Origin of the sequence: Pseudomonas sp. NFACC04-2 (assembly GCF_900119265.1) — a bacterium.
GTDB classification, from domain to species: Bacteria; Pseudomonadota; Gammaproteobacteria; order Pseudomonadales; family Pseudomonadaceae; genus Aquipseudomonas; species Aquipseudomonas fluorescens_AA.
This window is the reverse complement of record NZ_FPJC01000012.1, coordinates 38103-54391: the sequence shown is the minus strand read 5'-3', so window position 1 is coordinate 54391 and position 16289 is coordinate 38103. Positions and strand designations below refer to the sequence as shown.

At 61.6% G+C, this 16289-nt stretch carries 20 protein-coding genes; 9 read left to right on the top strand and 11 right to left on the bottom strand.

Features of this window, described 5'->3' with window-relative positions; translation table 11 throughout:
* The first annotated feature begins 22 nt into the window (after positions 1-22).
* Complete coding sequence (locus BT125_RS17085) at positions 23-340, top strand: hypothetical protein (protein ID WP_072408659.1); 318 nt, start codon at positions 23-25, stop codon at positions 338-340.
* Positions 341-401: 61 nt separating this feature from the next.
* The gene (locus tag BT125_RS17080) at positions 402-890 is read left to right on the top strand and encodes a hypothetical protein (protein ID WP_083564516.1); all 489 of its coding nucleotides are present in this window, start codon (positions 402-404) and stop codon (positions 888-890) included.
* A gap of 42 nt (positions 891-932) precedes the next feature.
* Here BT125_RS17080 and BT125_RS17075 read toward each other — a convergent pair whose 3' ends face one another.
* The 6 genes from BT125_RS17075 to BT125_RS17050 form a co-directional block, all read right to left on the bottom strand.
* Positions 933-2273, bottom strand: coding sequence for a sensor histidine kinase (locus tag BT125_RS17075; protein ID WP_072408658.1), 1341 nt, complete (start codon positions 2271-2273; stop codon positions 933-935).
* A gap of 67 nt (positions 2274-2340) precedes the next feature.
* A complete protein-coding gene (locus tag BT125_RS17070) occupies positions 2341-2778 on the bottom strand; it encodes a Spy/CpxP family protein refolding chaperone (RefSeq protein ID WP_072408657.1) in 438 nt (145 codons plus the stop codon).
* Between the two features lie 323 nt (positions 2779-3101).
* Positions 3102-3779, bottom strand: coding sequence for a response regulator transcription factor (locus tag BT125_RS17065; protein ID WP_072408656.1), 678 nt, complete (start codon positions 3777-3779; stop codon positions 3102-3104).
* A gap of 7 nt (positions 3780-3786) precedes the next feature.
* Complete coding sequence (locus BT125_RS17060) at positions 3787-4197, bottom strand: SH3 domain-containing protein (RefSeq protein ID WP_072408655.1); 411 nt, start codon at positions 4195-4197, stop codon at positions 3787-3789.
* A gap of 108 nt (positions 4198-4305) precedes the next feature.
* On the bottom strand, positions 4306-4605 hold the full coding sequence (locus BT125_RS17055; protein ID WP_072408648.1) for a YciI family protein: 300 nt from the start codon (positions 4603-4605) through the stop codon (positions 4306-4308).
* A 1-nt stretch (position 4606) separates the two neighbouring features.
* A complete protein-coding gene (locus BT125_RS17050) occupies positions 4607-5203 on the bottom strand; it encodes a septation protein A (RefSeq protein ID WP_072408645.1) in 597 nt (198 codons plus the stop codon).
* A gap of 87 nt (positions 5204-5290) precedes the next feature.
* Here BT125_RS17050 and BT125_RS17045 point away from each other — a divergent pair, with 87 nt between their 5' ends.
* The 5 genes from BT125_RS17045 (at position 5291) to rluB (ending at position 10185) form a co-directional block, all read left to right on the top strand.
* Complete coding sequence (locus tag BT125_RS17045) at positions 5291-6154, top strand: PHP domain-containing protein (RefSeq protein WP_072408642.1); 864 nt, start codon at positions 5291-5293, stop codon at positions 6152-6154.
* Between the two features lie 13 nt (positions 6155-6167).
* Positions 6168-6797 carry an L-threonylcarbamoyladenylate synthase gene (locus tag BT125_RS17040; RefSeq protein WP_053124883.1) on the top strand — a complete coding sequence of 210 codons (630 nt, stop codon included), beginning with the start codon at positions 6168-6170 and terminating at the stop codon, positions 6795-6797.
* 132 nt (positions 6798-6929) lie between these two features.
* Entirely contained in the window at positions 6930-7628 is a 699-nt protein-coding gene (locus tag BT125_RS17035; protein ID WP_165826070.1) for a segregation and condensation protein A, read from the top strand.
* Positions 7629-7639: 11 nt separating this feature from the next.
* On the top strand, positions 7640-8605 hold the full coding sequence (gene scpB / locus BT125_RS17030; RefSeq protein ID WP_072408640.1) for an SMC-Scp complex subunit ScpB: 966 nt from the start codon (positions 7640-7642) through the stop codon (positions 8603-8605).
* Positions 8606-8949: 344 nt separating this feature from the next.
* On the top strand, positions 8950-10185 hold the full coding sequence (gene rluB / locus BT125_RS17025) for a 23S rRNA pseudouridine(2605) synthase RluB (RefSeq protein ID WP_072408639.1): 1236 nt from the start codon (positions 8950-8952) through the stop codon (positions 10183-10185).
* A gap of 204 nt (positions 10186-10389) precedes the next feature.
* Here rluB and BT125_RS17020 read toward each other — a convergent pair whose 3' ends face one another.
* Positions 10390-11355, bottom strand: a complete 966-nt coding sequence (locus BT125_RS17020) for a M29 family metallopeptidase (RefSeq protein ID WP_072408638.1) — start codon at positions 11353-11355, stop codon at positions 10390-10392.
* A gap of 93 nt (positions 11356-11448) precedes the next feature.
* A complete protein-coding gene (locus BT125_RS29450; RefSeq protein ID WP_003178782.1) occupies positions 11449-11586 on the bottom strand; it encodes a hypothetical protein in 138 nt (45 codons plus the stop codon).
* 938 nt (positions 11587-12524) lie between these two features.
* Here BT125_RS29450 and BT125_RS17015 point away from each other — a divergent pair.
* The gene (locus BT125_RS17015; protein WP_072408637.1) at positions 12525-13940 is read left to right on the top strand and encodes an amino acid permease; all 1416 of its coding nucleotides are present in this window, start codon (positions 12525-12527) and stop codon (positions 13938-13940) included.
* 162 nt (positions 13941-14102) lie between these two features.
* A complete protein-coding gene (arfB, locus tag BT125_RS17010; protein WP_060740976.1) occupies positions 14103-14516 on the top strand; it encodes an alternative ribosome rescue aminoacyl-tRNA hydrolase ArfB in 414 nt (137 codons plus the stop codon).
* Here the strand turns inward: arfB and BT125_RS17005 are convergent.
* The 3 genes from BT125_RS17005 to BT125_RS29445 form a co-directional block, all read right to left on the bottom strand.
* On the bottom strand, positions 14513-15712 hold the full coding sequence (locus tag BT125_RS17005; RefSeq protein ID WP_072408635.1) for an MFS transporter: 1200 nt from the start codon (positions 15710-15712) through the stop codon (positions 14513-14515). The two genes, arfB and BT125_RS17005, sit on opposite strands and share 4 nt — an antisense overlap.
* A gap of 102 nt (positions 15713-15814) precedes the next feature.
* Positions 15815-16045: a hypothetical protein gene (locus BT125_RS17000; protein ID WP_072408634.1), complete on the bottom strand. Its 231-nt coding sequence runs from the start codon at positions 16043-16045 to the stop codon at positions 15815-15817.
* A gap of 37 nt (positions 16046-16082) precedes the next feature.
* A complete protein-coding gene (locus BT125_RS29445; protein ID WP_162893862.1) occupies positions 16083-16226 on the bottom strand; it encodes a hypothetical protein in 144 nt (47 codons plus the stop codon).
* Positions 16227-16289: the final 63 nt, after the last annotated feature.

The window sequence follows — 16289 nt, the reverse complement described above, 5'->3', positions numbered from 1 at the left end:
GGGTGAGCTATGGATTGTGTCAATGATGATCCCACTCCTGTCGCCGGCAAGACTAAAAGACACGTTGACCGTGGTGGTGCGCTATGACGACATGTTGCCCACCGACCTGCTAAGCGTGACTTGGGCCGGTACGGCCGGCGCCGGTTCCCACACCACCGACGCAGAGGAGGTCGGTACCATTGGCGACAGGGAGGTGCCGATTCTGGTCGCGGTCCTGGCCTTCAATCTGGGCAATATGGTGACGGTAAGCTATACCGTCACCCGTAATAACCGAGCGACCGCCACGACCTCCGATCCGCTCCAATGTGACGGTGACGCCCAGGCCGCTCATTGCCATTGACCAGAAGGTATGGCTTTACTGCGAAGGCACCAAGACTGACGGGACGAGGCATACGATCACCTTGCAAACCGCCACAAGCTTGACGGCGGATGAAGTGAGGATCGGACTGTCCAAACCGGTTTCCCAAGGTCAACTGCAACTATTGCGCGACCGCTCTGACCTGAACGTCGTGCTGCAGGTGACGTTCAATAATTCCCCGGATATCACCGAGGCCATCAGCTTTCCCCTGCGCACTTATTCGATCAGGTCCGTGGTGCTGGAATCACCGCTCATTACCTCGGTCAAGGATCCCAGCGACACCCCGATCTCCGATAACGGCTACACCCTCGCGACCACCGTGATGCTGACCGGCGACGCAACGCCCAACACGAAAGTCGAAATTTTCGACAATGATGGCTACAAGAAAACGGCCGAGGTCGATGCCCGCGGCTTGTGGCGTGAAACCCTGAGAGGGCTCGCCAAAGGGGGGCCTAGTTTCACCGCCCGGGCGATCTTCCGTAGTAATCCAGTGTCGCCGCCCAGGATGCCGACTATGCGACGGGATGGATGATCAAGGCGGTATGACAGCCCCCATGGGGATATCTTGCACTGCTCAAGGCTGGACAACTGCCCCCGGGACCAACGGCAGTTCCAGGGTCGCGACGAACCCACCGTCAGGATGGTTGCCCAACACCAGCGCACCGCCATGGCGCTCGGCGGCACGACGCGCAATCGCCAGGCCCAGGCCATGACCGGCGGCGGTCTGGCCGGGGGCGCGGTAGAACGGCTCGCCCAATTGACCCAGGTGTTCGGCCTCCACGCCAGGCCCGTGGTCGCGCACGCTGATCAGGATCCGTTCGCCCTGGCGCACCGCGCGCATTTCGATGGGGTGCCCGCTCGGACTGAAGCGCTGGGCGTTACGCAGCAGGTTGTCCACCGCTCGCTCGATCATGGTCGGCCAGCCCTTGAGGCTTAGGTCTGCCTCGGTTTCAAGCTGCACGGTTTGCTCCGGAGACGCCAGTTGCGCATCTTTTTGCAGGGTGAACAGCAAACCGTTGAGGTCCACCTCTTCGGCGCTGGCGTTGTCGGCATCGACCCGGGCCAACACCAGGATTTCGCTGATCAGCGCTTCCAGGCGATCGCATTCGCGGGTCAGGCGCGGCCAGAGTCTTTCACGCTCCTCGGGGCTGGCCCGTTCAGCCAATGCCAGGGCAATGCGCAGCCGGGCCAGGGGCGAGCGCAGTTCGTGGGATACGTCGCGCAGCAGTTGGCGCTGGCTGGCGATCAAGCTTTGCAGGCGCGCGCCCATGCGGTTGAAGTCGGTGGCCAGCACGCCGAACTCGTCTCGCCGGTTGGCCAGTTTGGCGAGGCTGTTCTGCTGGTAGGCGGCCTGGCCCAGATCATGCACCGCGCCGCGCAGTCGATTCAGCGGACGGGTGATGGAAAGCGTCACCAACAGGCTGAACAAGGTCAGCACCACCAGCGCGATTCCCAATGCACTGAGGGGCCAGAGCAGGCTGCCGCGGTGCCACGCATCCAGCTCGGGATGGGGGATGCGGTAGATGAACAGGTACGTGTCGCCACTTTTGGCGCTGGTGAACTCATCGGTCAGCCGCCGCCAGGGCAGGCGTCGGTCATCGTTTTTCTGCCGGGCCTCGAAGGCCGCGGCACGATGGGGGAAGGTGCCGCGTACCACCGGATCGCCGCTTTCGTTGAACACCTGGACGTCGATGTGATACTGGCGCTTGCGCTGTTGCAGGATGTCCTGGGCGGCATCCTCGCCCTGGCTTTCGTAGGTTTGCGTCCACTCTTCGGGCAAGGTATTGAGGCCCGGATGGCGGCTGAGGATCCAGGCGTCCTGGTTCAGCATGTGGCCCATCAGGATCGAAAGTCCTGCGACCAGGGCGATGGCCAACCAGAAACTGGCCAGGATGCGCCAGAACAATGAACGCACGATAAATCCTCGAAAACAAAGAAAGCCCAACGGCGATTGGCCGTTGGGCTGGGCAAGCGTCAGTGCATTATTGCGCTTTTTGCGGTTGTTGCGCTTTCCAGGCTTTGAACTCGGCCCATTCGGCGCGGCGTTCAGCCTGTTTCTTCTGGATCGCGTCGAATTCCTTTTGCTGCTCAGGCTTCAACAAGCCACGGATCTGGGCATCGACTTTCTCATGCCGGGCTTGCATTTCGTCCTGCATGGCTTTCTGGTCGGCTGGCGACAGCTTGGCCAGGTACTTGTCGACCAGTTCCCGTTGTTCATGGCGCTGTTCGCCCATGATCCGGCGAATCTGCTGGCGTTGTTCGCGGCTCAGGTCCAGTTGGCTGTAGGGGCCTTTGTCGTGCATCTGGCCGCCGTGACGCGGGCCGTCCATCGGACCCATCGGGCCGGGGCCTTCGGGCATGGCCATGGCGACGGTCGGCAGGGCTGCTGCGAACATCAAAGCGATAAGGGTCTTGCGCATGGTGTGTCTCCTTGTCTCGTTCCCGGTCAGTTCCGGATGTGTGCAGATTACGGAGATCAAGGTCAGCGGCGGTCAGGGGGGCGTAAAGCTTGGGTAAAGACGTTTGGGGGCGATGCTGACAAACAGACTGCACAAAAAACCGTGAGGGTATGCAATGGGAAGGAGGGCCCTTGGTTCATTGTGGCGAGGGAGCTTGCTCCCGCTCGGTTGCGCAGCGACCGCAAAATCTTGGGGCCGCTTCGCAGCCCAGCGGGAGCAAGCTCCCTCGCCACAAAAGCCTCCAGGGGCTGTAGCAGCACTCACAGTCTCTAGAGCCGTAACCTCTAGAGGCTGTAGTAATAACCCCGGCTGCGCAGGGCCACGATGCGCGGGCGACCGTCGGGGTGGGGACCGATTTTCTTGCGCAGGTTGCTCACGTGCATGTCGAGGCTGCGGTCGTACAGGGTCAGCTTGCGGCCCAGGGCGAGCTGCGCCAGTTCCTGCTTGTCCAGCGGTTCGCCCGGTTGCTTGAGCAGTGCTTCGAGCAGGCGGCTTTCGGAAACGGTGAGGGTCTGTTCCTGTTCGTCGATGCTGACCACGCCACGTACCGGGCTGAAGGTCAGGTCACCCAGTTCGATCTGGCTGGACACGGCCGTCGGGTGGCTGCGACGTAGCACGGCGCGCAGGCGGGCGGTCAGTTCCCGTGGGTCGCAGGGCTTGGCCAGGTAGTCATCGGCGCCCAGTTCCAGGCCAAGGATACGGTCCAGCGGCTCACCCCGGGCCGACAGCATCAGCACCGGCAGCTCCGGGTGATCGTTGCGCAGTTGCTTGAGCAGTTCCAGGCCGCTGCCGTCGGGCAGCATCACATCCAGGACCACCGCCGCCGGAGCAGTTTCGGCCAAGGCCTTGCGGGCACTTTGGCCATTGTGACAGGCGCGGACCTGAAACCCTTCCTGGCTCAGCCAACTCACGAGGAGCTCACACAGCTCCTGGTCATCATCTATCAGTAACAGCTCGCTCATGACTCACTCAATTTAGCCATTGCCGACGTTGTCTACGTCCACCGCTGGCAAAGATACCGCAGAGCAAGGCCAATAGCGCTACCCCGGCACCAATGACGAACCATTGCTGTTGATCGGTCAACAGCCGTGGCAGCGGGCTGGCCTGGGCTTCCTTGAGTTGCAGCTTCAGGCGCTGGTTTTCCTGGCGCAGTCGGCCCAGCACGGCGCTCTCGCGTGCACTGTCGGCATTTTGCAGTTGTTTGGCCAACTCTTCACGCTGGCGTTCGCTGTCTTTCAAGCGTTGCTGCAGCTCGGCGATCTGGTTGCCGGCGCTCAGGGACAAGGGCGCCGAATGACTGCCCTCGGTGCTTTCCTCGCCATGGGCGGGCGCTCCGAGCGCCAACGAGACCAACAACAGGCACAACGGACCTTTGCGCATTGCAACTCCTGAATTCCAATCGAGATTGGACAGGTTGTCGGCAGGCAAATGAGAAAGATGAGCAACTGGGGGCGATGAGCCCTGAAGGCTCACCGCGCCAAGGGGGATTTACGGCAGGACTTGCTTGAACGGCTTGACCACGACATCGGCATAGACGCCGGCCGCCACGAACGGATCGGCCTTGGCCCAGGCTTGCGCGGCGGCCAATGAGTCGAATTCGGCCACGATCAGGCTGCCGGTGAAGCCCGCGGCGCCTGGGTCATTGCTATCCACCGCCGGGTGCGGGCCGGCCAGCGCGATGCGACCTTCGGCCTTGAGCTGTTGCAGGCGCTCCAGGTGTGCCGGGCGCACGGCCAGGCGTTTTTCCAGGGAGTCGGCGACGTCGGTGGCAATGATTGCGTAGAGCATGTCAGTCCTCGGTTTTAGGCGTGGTGGGGTCGGCATCGTGCAGGTGACGGGAAAGGTAGATGCCCTGGCCAATCAGGAACAGCAGCGTCATGCCCAGGCTGCCGAAGACCTTGAAGTCGACCCAGTACTCCTGGAACGTGAACGCAACGAACAGGTTGGCGGCACCGCAGAACAGGAAAAATGCGATCCAGGCGATGTTCAACCGAGTCCAGATCAGGTCGGGCAGGTTCACGGCGTGGCCCATGATGCGCTTGATCAGCAGGCGATCACCGATGAAGTGGCTGCCGATGAAGGCCAGGGCAAACAGCCAGTTGACCACCGGGGCTTTCCATTTGAGGAAGGTTTCGCTGTGGAACGCCAGGGTCAGGCTGCCGAAGACAAGGCAGGCGATCAGGGTCAGCCACTGGCTCTTCTCCAGCTTGCGCTGGGACACGAACAGCGCGCCGTAGACCACCAGGGAGCTGATGATCAGCACTGCGGTGGCGCTGTAAATACCGCCTACAGTCAAGGAGTGACCGGCGAAATCGACGGCCCGGGGATCAAGTTTGTAGACGATGAAAAACAGCAGGAGCGGGATGAAGTCGATGAATTGTTTCACAGTGGCAGCCAGAAGCAGGATGTGGCGGCATAATAACAAACATCCTTGGCCGCGATAGGGCCAGCTGATTTGAGGTAACAAACTCTCGTGAATGTTGATTTGCACTGCCATAGCACGGCCTCCGATGGCGCCCTGGCGCCTGCGGTTCTGGTGGCGCGGGCGTTCGAGCACGGCGTGCGAGTCCTGGCCCTGACCGATCACGACACCCTCGAAGGCCTCGACGAGGCCCGCAGCGCCGCCACGGCGCTGGGCATGCAGCTGGTCAACGGGGTCGAATTGTCGTGTACCTGGGGCGGGGCGACCATCCATGTGCTGGGCTATGGTTTCGATGTGAACGCGCCGGCGCTGGTCCAGGCCATTGCACAACTGCGCGACGGCCGCTGGCTGCGGTCCGAAGAGATCAGCCGCAAGCTGGCCCTCAAGGGCATGCCCGGTGCGCTGGACGGCGCCCGGCAGATCCAGCAGGAACTGGGCGACAGCGGCAACGCACCGGCTAGGCCACACTTTGCCGACTGGATGGTGCGCGAGGGGTTCGTCAAGGATCGCGCCGAAGCGTTCCGCAAATGGTTGGGGGCCGGCAAGCTGGGGGACGTCAAGCAGCACTGGCCGACCCTGGAAGAAACCGTCCAGACCCTGCGGGCCGCTGGCGCCTGGGTCAGCCTGGCGCATCCGTGGCACTATGATTTCACCCGCAGCAAGCGCCGCCGCCTGGTCGCCGACTATATTCAAGCAGGGGGCCATGCCATTGAGGTGGTCAACGGCCATCAGCCCGCCGAGCAAGTGGGCAGCTTGGCGATCCTGGCCCGTGAGTTCGGCCTGCTGGTCACCGCCGGCAGTGATTTCCATGGCCCTGGGGGCTGGTCCGAGATCGGCGAATACCGCCCGTTGCCGGAAGATCTGCCACCACTCTGGTGTAGATTCAAACATGATCCCGTTACCACCGCCGTCTGAACAGGTAGAACACGTGAGTCAATTTTTCCAGATTCATCCGGAAAACCCGCAGGCGCGCCTGATCAAACAGGCCGTGGAAATCATTCGGGGTGGTGGCGTGGTGGTCTATCCCACCGACTCGTCCTACGCCATCGGTTGCCAGATCGGCGACAAGAATGCCGTGGAGCGTGTCAGACGCCTGCGTCAATTGGACGACAAGCACAATTTCGCCCTCATCTGCAGCGACCTGTCGCAGTTGGGCCTGTTCGCCAAGATCGACACCGGCACCTTCCGCTTGCTCAAGGCGCATTTGCCGGGGCCCTACACGTTCATTCTCAATGCCACCCGGGAAGTCCCGCGGCTGTTGCTGCACCCGAAAAAGCGCACCATCGGCCTGCGGGTGCCGAGCCATCCCATCGCCCTGGCGCTGCTGGCGGAACTGGGTGAGCCGCTGATGAGCGTGACGCTGATCATGCCCGGCGAGACCGAGCCGTTGACCGATCCCTATGAGATGCGCCAGATCCTCGAGCATCAGGTGGACCTGATCATCGACGGCGGTTTCGGCGGCATGTCGGCGTCCACGGTGATCAACCTGGCCGATGGCGAGCCCCAGGTGGTGCGCGTCGGGTGCGGCGATCCGACGCCGTTCATGGTCGAGGCCTGAATGTCCGCTGTGGACACCGCCGTGGACAATACCGACAGCCAGGCCGGCGCGCAGCAGGAGTTGCCGTTCGCCATGGTCTATGGCCAGGCGGTCATGGAAATGCCCCTGGACCTGTACATTCCGCCGGATGCGCTGGAAGTATTCCTCGAAGCCTTCGAGGGCCCGCTTGACCTGCTGCTGTACCTGATCCGTAAACAGAACATCAATATCCTCGACATCCCCGTGGCGGAAATCACCCGCCAGTACATGGGCTACGTCGAGTTGATGCAGTCGGTACGCTTGGAGCTGGCGGCCGAGTACCTGGTGATGGCGGCCATGCTGGCCGAGATCAAGTCGCGGATGCTGCTGCCGCGCTCGGCGGAAGTCGAAGCGGAAGAGGACGACCCGCGGGCCGAGTTGATCCGGCGCTTGCAGGAGTACGAACGCTTCAAGGTCGCCGCCGAAGGCCTCGATGGCTTGAACCGGGTGGGGCGCGATGTGGTGGTGCCCAAGCTCGATGCGCCCGAAGCGCGGGCGCGCAAGTTGCTGCCGGATGTGAGCCTGGAAGAGCTGCTGATGTCCATGGCCGAGGTCCTGCGCCGAGGCGATATGTTTGAAAGTCATCAGGTCAGCCGCGAAGCGCTGTCCACCCGCGAGCGCATGAGCGATGTGCTGGAGCGGCTCAAGGGCGGCGGCTTCGTGCCGTTCGTCGAGCTGTTCACCGCCGAGGAAGGGCGGTTGGGGGTGGTGGTGACGTTTATGGCGGTCTTGGAATTGGTCAAGGAATCCTTGGTCGAGCTGGTGCAGAATGAGCCGTTCGCAGCGATCCACGTGCGGGCACGAGCCGAATAACGAGCAAATCAATGAATCTGACTGAACCCCGCGAGCTGGCCCCCTTGCTTGAAGCTTTCCTGTTGGCCTCGGGAAAGCCCCAATCGATGGAGCGCCTGTTCGAACTCTTCGAAGAAGGTGAGCGACCCGAGCCGGCCGTATTCAAGAAAGCCCTGACGCTGTTGGGCAAGTCCTGCGAAGGACGGGCTTTCGAACTCAAGGAAGTGGCGTCCGGTTATCGCCTGCAGATCCGCGAGAAGTTCGCGCCCTGGGTCGGGCGCCTGTGGGAGGAGCGGCCGCAGCGTTACTCCCGCGCCATGCTCGAAACCATGGCGTTGATCGCCTATCGCCAACCGATCACCCGGGGCGAGATCGAGGATGTACGGGGCGTGGCGGTCAACAGCCATATCGTCAAGACGTTGCTGGAGCGCGAGTGGATCCGCGTCGTCGGCTATCGCGATGTGCCGGGCAAACCCGCGATGTTCGCCACCACCAAGGCCTTTCTCGATCATTTCAACCTGAAGAACCTGGATGACCTGCCGCCCCTGGCCGAACTGCGGGAGCTGGAACCTGAACCGGTGCTGGAGTTCGACGACGTGCCGGTGCCCCAGGGCTTGCAGGAACTGGCGGATGCCAGCGCCGAGCCTGAGGAACCGAAGGAAGAGACCAGTTTCCACTCGTTGTTGCTGGAGCTGGACACCATGGAAGAAGGCCTCAAGACCGATTTTGACGACCTGCTGCGTGAGGGGCCTGGTCCTGGAAATGAGTCGGATGAACCGTCCGATAGCGAGGTGGAGCCTGCACCGGAGCCGGAGCCGGAGCCAGAAGCGGAACCGGAAGAGGACATCCTCGGCGTTGCCGAGGCCCGGGAAAAACTGCTGGCCGCCGTTGCCGCCCTCGAGCCTCACGAGCCCGAGCCGGAGCTGAGCGACGAAGAAGCTGAAGCCCGTGCCCTGGCCGAGGCGATCGAGAACGAACGGCGCCAGTTCGACGATTGATCCAACTTGTGCGCAGACCTGTGTGACACACCACCGTCTCCTGTGGGAGCGGGCTTGCCCGCGAAGGCGGTGGGTCAATCACATTGATTGGCCTGACACTCCCTCTTCGCGAGCAAGCCCGCTCCCACCGGGGGTAATGGTGCATCATGAACTCCACCAAGAATCTCTGCATTGCGCCACCGGTCGGCGGAAAAAGCGCTGAGCCTGGATTGATCAGCTAGTCTCTGATGCGCAATCGCCTTATCAGGCGTATGATTCGCGACCCTTTGGCGATCCCTTCGTCCAAGACCCGTTTTCAAAGCGTCAGGCCAGGCCTGACCCGACCACACCGGGAGGTGCCCAGAATGAAAGACCAAGACCAGAACGACAGCCAGGAAATCGGCCCAGCAGGCGAGAAGCTGCAAAAAGTCCTCGCCCGGATCGGCGTCGGTTCGCGCCGTGATGTGGAAGCCTGGATCACCCAGGGCCGGATCAAGGTCAATGGCAAAGACGCCACCTTGGGCCTGCGTGTCGACATGCACGACGCCATTACCATCGATGGCAAGGTGATCAAGCGCGAAGAGGCCGCCGAAACGGTGCGCCGCGTGATCATGTACAACAAACCCGACGGCGAGATCTGCACCCGCGACGACCCGGAAGGCCGTCCGACCGTGTTCGACAAGATGCCGCGTCCGAAAGAAGGCCGCTGGATCAACATCGGTCGCCTGGACATCAACACCACCGGTTTGCTGATGTTCACCACCGACGGCGAGCTGGCCAACCGTTTGATGCACCCGTCCTACGAGATGGACCGCGAATACGCCGTGCGTGTGCGTGGCGAAGTCGATGACGAGATGATCGAGCGCCTCAAGGCCGGCGTTGTGCTGGAAGACGGCCCGGCGCGTTTCACCGACATCAAGCAGGCGCCCGGCGGTGAAGGCTTCAACCATTGGTACCACTGCGTGGTGATGGAAGGCCGTAACCGTGAAGTGCGGCGTTTGTGGGAATCCCAGGGGCTGGTGGTCAGCCGCCTCAAGCGCGTGCGTTTCGGCCCGGTGTTCCTCAACTCCGACCTGCCGATGGGCCGCTGGCGCGAAATGAGCCAGTACGAAGTCGACATCCTGGCGGCCGAAGTCGGCCTCAAGCCTGTGGCGATGCCGCAGATGACCGCCAAGAGCAAGGACAAGCTGGAGCGGATGCAGCGTAAGTCTTCGCGGCCGATGGGCAAGACCGAGCGCGTGCGTACGCTGCGTCCGGCTGCTGACGGTGTGGCGACCGGTCCGCGTCCTTCCCGCGAGCCGCAGATCGAAGGTGAGCGCCCGGCCCGCAAGCCTGCGCCTCGTCAGGACGGTGAGCGTGGCCCACGCACGCCGCGTCCGGCCAATGGTCGGACCGAGCGCGGTGAAGGTCGCGGTGCTCCGGCGGGTCGCGGTACGCCAGTCGCCGATCGCCCGGCCGACACCAAGCGTCCGGCCAAGCCGGCGCCGAAAAAGCGCCCGGGTATCGTCCTGGCCGACCGCGACGCGCCATCGGGCAAGCGCCGTGGTGCACCGGCAGGTTCGGGACAGCGTCCGGGGTTCGGGCGTCGTAAGCCGGAGTGATCGGCAGCCGCCTATGAAAAAAGCCAACTTTCGAGTTGGCTTTTTTTTGCCTGGCTTTAATTGGTGCGGTGCCGGTGGGTCCGCCATCGCGAGCAAGCTCGCTCCCACAGGGTCCTCAGCGAATGGAAGATTTGCATTCAACGCCGTCCCACCGTGGGAGCGAGCTTGCTCGCGATGCGGCATCAGCCTTGCAGAAATCCCAACCTAAAGCACAAACCGCCCATCAAATATCGGCTCATTATCCAGCGCCAGCATACCCTTCTCGAAAATCAGATCCAGGTGATGGCTGCCCTTGGCCCCGCCACCCAGACCCAGGTGCAAGCCGCAGTGGCGCTCCTCGAAACCGGCATTGCGGGCGTACAGGCTCTTGACCCCTTCGTTGGTGCCGATCCCCAGTTCTTCGATGCGGCGATTGGACGGATTGGCGTCCAGATATTTGTTGAAGTCGTGCTCCAGGCCAGGCACATCGGTGGCGATTTTCTGGATGGTGGAGTCTTCGATCCACAGTTCCAGCGGCGATTGCAACACGCCGTATTTACGTGCGAACGGGATGGTGCTCAGGAATGTGCCGACGAAACTCACCCGGCCATTGATGGTGTCGCTGTGGGTGGCGATTTCGCCGGGGGCCAGGTCGTAGTTGCCGAGGCCGTTGATGTCGGTCCACTTCTTCACGCCCCCCAGGGCTGTGTCGAAATATGAACCGTGGTCATCCTGGAAACTCAGGGTCGTCGCCTGGGACATGCGCCGGATCAGGTGACTGTTGAGCCCGGCGATACGCTGGGGAATCACGCTGAAGGTGTCGTAGAAATAATCGCCGTAGTCCTTGAACAGCAGCGATTTCTTCCAGTTGTCGGCCATCACGCCTTGCAGCGCACGGACAAAGTCCGGGCCGTCGGGACGTGGGTTGGGCAGGGTGGAAGAGTCGTAGAAAAAAATATACAGATCGCTGTCGGCAATGGCCTTGGACAGGCGCTCCGTGGATTCGAGGTCCAGGCGCATGGCACTGAACCGGAAGGGCGAGCCGCTATCCGCCTGTTCGGCAATGGCGCCGGTCAGCGCTTCGTAGTCAGCGGTATGACCGAGCAACACCTTGGCGGGCTGAATGCCGGCCAGGGCGGGATGGTGTTCGAGGTAGTAAAGGAAATGTGAGATGGCTCGTTGTGTGTCCATGCTTATTCTTCCCTGACAAGTTCATTTAACTTCCCTGACAGCCGGCAAAAAGTGGCGGAGTCGACCGGCCGGATCGCCTCCGCCGGGCAGTGCCTACAGAGGCCACATCGCCGTGCCGAACGGAACGACAGCGTCGGCTTGCATCATTTCAACGGCGGCTTCATGGGTTGGGGCTTCAAACCATTCGTCCAGTTGCAGTTCGGTTTCCAAGTCTTTGTCCAGTGCTTGCATAGTGAATCTCCTAGATGACTTTTACGGAAATCAGCGGACCGATTCGGCGAGTGGAAACAGGCCGGCGACGGCACCGCAGAACTTGTCGGCACGATGCCTTGGCAAGTCGCTGAAAACCTAGTCGAGGGTTTTTTGGATTGCAAAAAAATAATTTATTTTTTTCGTTTGAACTTTTTTTTCCATTTTCATCGGCAGCATTACTCATTCAAAAACAGCTGCCTGGATGTTTTTTTTAAATAGGTAGCTACCTACCGTCAATTTGCAGTCAGTCTACGGAAATTTCCTACGCGGAAAGGTTGCGTTACGGGTTGTAAAGAAATGCTGACGAAAAAGGCCGGCCCAGATGGCCTGAAACGTCGTTTCCCCCAAACGTAAGAGAAAACTTCCGTAAGCCCCGCCCTGCAGGGTTTTTCAAGTCTCTGGCCCGCTTGTTTCGAATCGATGGGCAGGGTGAGATGCGCCCCATGCCTGTCGTGCAGGTGAATAACAAGAAGGAGGCGCAATGAACGCCGCAGCTCAAGTGCATTTCTCCCGTCGTAGCGTTTTTCGCGCTACACCCTTCAGGGGCTCGCAAGGGCCTGGACACTTTTTTGCAGCCGCCCGGCACATTCGAGGCGGCCCCATGCAATCCCGGCAAACGACACGCTGATCCGGTGGTGTCTGGCAGCGGGGGGTCAGCGGTGTACAATGCGCCGCGTTTTACTGTGACCCTTCGCGTACCCACGCACTTTCAAGGTTATCCACCTTGTTCACTCCGCCACGCCACAAGCGTGCCGGGTTCGATTTCGTCACAGATAAAAACAAACAGGTGACGCATGACCGTTGTAAAAACGCTGAAGTCCTGGTGCCTGCGCTGGGGTTTGATCGGCGCTGCTTGAGATCCGATTCGAGCGGCAACGTCTAACGAACATCATCAAACCTTGCGTGAGACCCTTTTCATGAGTGGACAAAACTCGCATTCGGGCGAGCTGAAACGCGGCCTGAAAAATCGCCACATTCAACTGATCGCCCTCGGTGGCGCGATCGGCACCGGCCTGTTCCTCGGCTCGGCAGGGGTGCTGAAATCAGCCGGCCCGTCGATGATCCTCGGCTACGCCATCTGTGGCTTCATCGCCTTCATGATCATGCGCCAATTGGGCGAAATGATCGTCGAGGAGCCCGTCGCCGGGTCCTTCAGCCACTTCGCCCACAAGTACTGGGGCGGTTTCGCCGGCTTCCTGTCGGGTTGGAACTGCTGGATTCTCTACATCCTGGTGGGCATGTCCGAGCTGACCGCGGTCGGCAAGTACATCCATTACTGGGCTCCGGACATCCCCACCTGGGTGTCGGCGGCGGCGTTTTTCATCCTGATCAATGCGATCAACCTGGCCAATGTCAAAGTCTTCGGCGAGGCCGAGTTCTGGTTCGCGATCATCAAGGTCGTGGCGATTGTCGGCATGATTGCCTTGGGCAGCTATTTGCTGGTCAGCGGTCATGGTGGCCCGCAGGCATCGGTGACCAACCTGTGGTCCCATGGTGGGTTCTTCCCCAACGGCGTGAGCGGCCTGGTGATGGCCATGGCGATCATCATGTTCTCCTTCGGTGGCCTGGAAATGCTCGGTTTCACCGCCGCTGAGGCCGATAAACCGAAAACCGTGATCCCCAAGGCCATCAACCAGGTGATCTACCGGATTCTGATTTTCTACATCGGCGCGCTCGTGGTGCTGTTGTCCCTGACGCCTTGGGACAGCCTGCTGGCCACCCTTAACGCTTCCGGCGATGCCTACAGCGGCAGCCCCTTCGTGCAGGTATTCTCGATGCTGGGTAGCAACACCGCCGCCCATATCCTCAATTTCGTGGTGCTGACCGCCGCGCTGTCGGTGTACAACAGCGGCACCTACTGCAACAGCCGCATGTTGCTGGGCATGGCCGAGCAGGGCGATGCGCCCAAGGCCTTGTCCAAGATCGACAAGCGCGGCGTGCCGGTACGTTCGATCCTCGCGTCGGCGGCGGTCACGCTGGTGGCGGTACTGTTGAACTATCTGGTCCCGCAGCATGCGTTGGAGTTGCTGATGTCGCTGGTGGTCGCGACCCTGGTGATCAATTGGGCGATGATTAGCTACTCGCACTTCAAGTTCCGCCAGCACATGAACCAGACCCGCCAGACGCCACTGTTCAAGGCGCTGTGGTATCCGTACGGCAACTACATCTGCCTGGCGTTCGTGGTGTTCATCCTGGGCGTGATGTTGCTCATTCCCGGCATCCAGATCTCGGTGTATGCGATTCCGGTGTGGGTGGTGTTCATGTGGGTGTGCTACCTCATCAAGAACAAGCGCAGTGCCCGCCAGGAATTGGCTGTGGCGGCTGCCAAGTAAGCACGAAACCCTGTGGGAGCGAGCTTGCTCGCGATGGGGGTGGGTCAGCAATATCAAGGGTGACTGACACACTGCAATCGTGAGCAAGCTCGCTCCCACAGGGTTAGGCGTTGTCGGGGGCATTCGGGGTATTCTGTGGGGCCTGATAGCGGACCCTTTCCCATGCTGGCGATTTCCAACACCGTGCACATCCCGGACGCCGAGATCGAGCTGACGGCCATCCGCGCCCAGGGGGCTGGGGGGCAGAACGTCAACAAGGTCTCCAGCGCCGTGCATTTGCGCTTCGACATTCCGGCCTCGTCGCTGCCCGAGTTCTACAAGGAGCGGTTGCTGGCCCTGCGCGACAGTCGCATCACCAGTGACGGTGTGCTGATCATCAAGGCCCAGCAATACCGCACCCAGGAACAGAACCGTGCCGACGCGCTGGAGCGCTTGTCCGAACTGATCCTCAGCGCCACCAAGGTCGAAAAGAAGCGTCGCCCGACCAAGCCGACCCTGGGTTCGAAAAAGCGTCGCCTGGAATCCAAGACCAAGCGCGGCTCGATCAAGGCCGGGCGCGGCAAAGTGGATTTCTAGTCCTTCTCCCGCGCTTCACGGTACCGGGGCGCCTGCCGGTACAGGTAGACACTCAGTGCCAACCCGCCCAGGGCCGCCAGGGCGGCGAACAGAAAGATCGAAGCAAAGCCGAAGCCGGCGGCAATCGCACCGGCCAGTGGCCCGGTGATCCCCAACGACAAATCAATGAACAGCGAATAGGCGCCCACCGCCGCCCCACGGCTGGAGGCCGGTACCAGGTTGACCGCCTCCACGCCCAGTGCCGGAAACACCAGGGAAAAGCCGAAACCGCTCAACGCCGCGCCCGCCAGGGCCCAGTGGGCATCCGGTGCGAGCCACAACAGCAACAGGCCGAGGGTCTCCACCGACAGACAAGCAATCGCTACGCGAAAGCCGCCCAGACGGTTGATCAGGTTGCCGAACAGCAGGCGCGCGCCGATGAAGCTGGCGCCGAACAGGCTCAGGCACAGTACGGCGTTGTCCCAGTGCTGCGTGGCGTAGTACAGGGTGATGAAGGTCGCGATAGTGCCAAATCCGATGGAACCCAGGGCCAGGCCGCAGCCGTGTGGCAGCACACGTCCCAACACATGCATGAACGGCAGGCGTTCGCCAGCGACGATGGGCGCCGCGGTTTTGCGCCAAGCCAATGCCAGCCCCAGCAACCCCAGCAAGATGATGCTGACGCCCATGCTCCACAGCCCCAACGCATTGACCAGCCATACCCCCAGCGGCGCACCGATCGCCAGCGCGCCGTAACTGGCGATACCGTTCCAGGAAATCACCTTGGCGGTATTCGTTGCACCGACCCGGCCAATGCCCCAGCCAATCGAACCCGAACCCACCAGGCTTTCGGCACTGCCCAGCACCAGTCGACCGATCAACAGGCTGATCAGGCTCAGTGTCGGCAGGTGGGGCGTCCAGGCCGACACGAGCATGAACACACCGCTCAGCCCACAGCCGGCGAGGCCGAACATCACCGCGCGCTTGCTCCCCAGGTTGTCGATGATTCGCCCTGCGTAAGGGCGACTGAGCAGGGTGGCCAGGTACTGCACGCTGATCACCAGCCCGGCGATCACCGCGCCGAAACCCAGTTCGCCATGGACGAAACCGGGCAGCACGGCCAGGGGAATGCCGATATTCAGGTAGCCGATGAAGGTGAACAGGACGATGGAAACGACTTGCAGCGTGACCGCCAGGGGGCGCTGGGAATCTGACATGGGAAAGAGGTCCACGGAGCAGCAGGATAGATAGGCTGCTTATGATAACGGCGAGCGTGGCGTCCGGGCGGGGAAAAGTAAAACTATTTGCCCAGTGGTGGTTCAGCTGTCGTGCTGTCCGCTGACCAGGCGTGTGGTGACCAGCGCGGCGATGGCGTTTTCTTCGCTGCCGAAACGGGCCAGCAGGGCCGCTTGTTTCTCGGCGGGAAGGCGGGTCCAGATCTCGACCATTCTCTCGGCGGTGCCGATCAGGACGCTGGCCTGGGTTTCGCTGAAGGGAGGGGTGTCATCGGTCATGGGGGCACTCGGGTTCAGGCAGTGTGGAAAACGCATCTTAGCGCTTTCCACACGGTCTGGTGGTGCGGGTCAATCAGTCTTCGCTGTCGGCCTGGCGGCGTTCAGTGGCTTCCTTGGGCTCGGGTTGCTGGGCATCAGGTTGCCCCCCGGCTTGTAGCGTGGTCGTCTGCTCAGTGTCGTGCAGGCTTGGGAAGGGGAGATTAGGGATCTCGTGCATATCGCGCTCCTCGCAAAGTCTGTGGATAGATCTGGTAGATCCGCGCTTTTACAAAGCGTGGGC

What these genes read in the sequence shown, in the direction of transcription:
- BT125_RS17085 (WP_072408659.1), top strand. Translation starts at nt 23, where the DNA reads ATGATGATCCCACTCCTGTCGCCGGCAAGACTAAAAGACACGTTGACC.
- BT125_RS17070 (WP_072408657.1), bottom strand. Translation starts at nt 2,778, where the DNA reads ATGCGCAAGACCCTTATCGCTTTGATGTTCGCAGCAGCCCTGCCGACC.
- BT125_RS17065 (WP_072408656.1), bottom strand. Translation starts at nt 3,779, where the DNA reads ATGAGCGAGCTGTTACTGATAGATGATGACCAGGAGCTGTGTGAGCTC.
- BT125_RS17060 (WP_072408655.1), bottom strand. Translation starts at nt 4,197, where the DNA reads ATGCGCAAAGGTCCGTTGTGCCTGTTGTTGGTCTCGTTGGCGCTCGGA.
- BT125_RS17055 (WP_072408648.1), bottom strand. Translation starts at nt 4,605, where the DNA reads ATGCTCTACGCAATCATTGCCACCGACGTCGCCGACTCCCTGGAAAAA.
- scpB (WP_072408640.1), top strand. Translation starts at nt 7,640, where the DNA reads ATGAATCTGACTGAACCCCGCGAGCTGGCCCCCTTGCTTGAAGCTTTC.
- rluB (WP_072408639.1), top strand. Translation starts at nt 8,950, where the DNA reads ATGAAAGACCAAGACCAGAACGACAGCCAGGAAATCGGCCCAGCAGGC.
- BT125_RS17020 (WP_072408638.1), bottom strand. Translation starts at nt 11,355, where the DNA reads ATGGACACACAACGAGCCATCTCACATTTCCTTTACTACCTCGAACAC.
- BT125_RS29450 (WP_003178782.1), bottom strand. Translation starts at nt 11,586, where the DNA reads ATGCAAGCACTGGACAAAGACTTGGAAACCGAACTGCAACTGGACGAA.
- BT125_RS17015 (WP_072408637.1), top strand. Translation starts at nt 12,525, where the DNA reads ATGAGTGGACAAAACTCGCATTCGGGCGAGCTGAAACGCGGCCTGAAA.
- arfB (WP_060740976.1), top strand. Translation starts at nt 14,103, where the DNA reads ATGCTGGCGATTTCCAACACCGTGCACATCCCGGACGCCGAGATCGAG.
- BT125_RS17005 (WP_072408635.1), bottom strand. Translation starts at nt 15,712, where the DNA reads ATGTCAGATTCCCAGCGCCCCCTGGCGGTCACGCTGCAAGTCGTTTCC.
- BT125_RS17000 (WP_072408634.1), bottom strand. Translation starts at nt 16,045, where the DNA reads ATGCGTTTTCCACACTGCCTGAACCCGAGTGCCCCCATGACCGATGAC.
- BT125_RS29445 (WP_162893862.1), bottom strand. Translation starts at nt 16,226, where the DNA reads ATGCACGAGATCCCTAATCTCCCCTTCCCAAGCCTGCACGACACTGAG.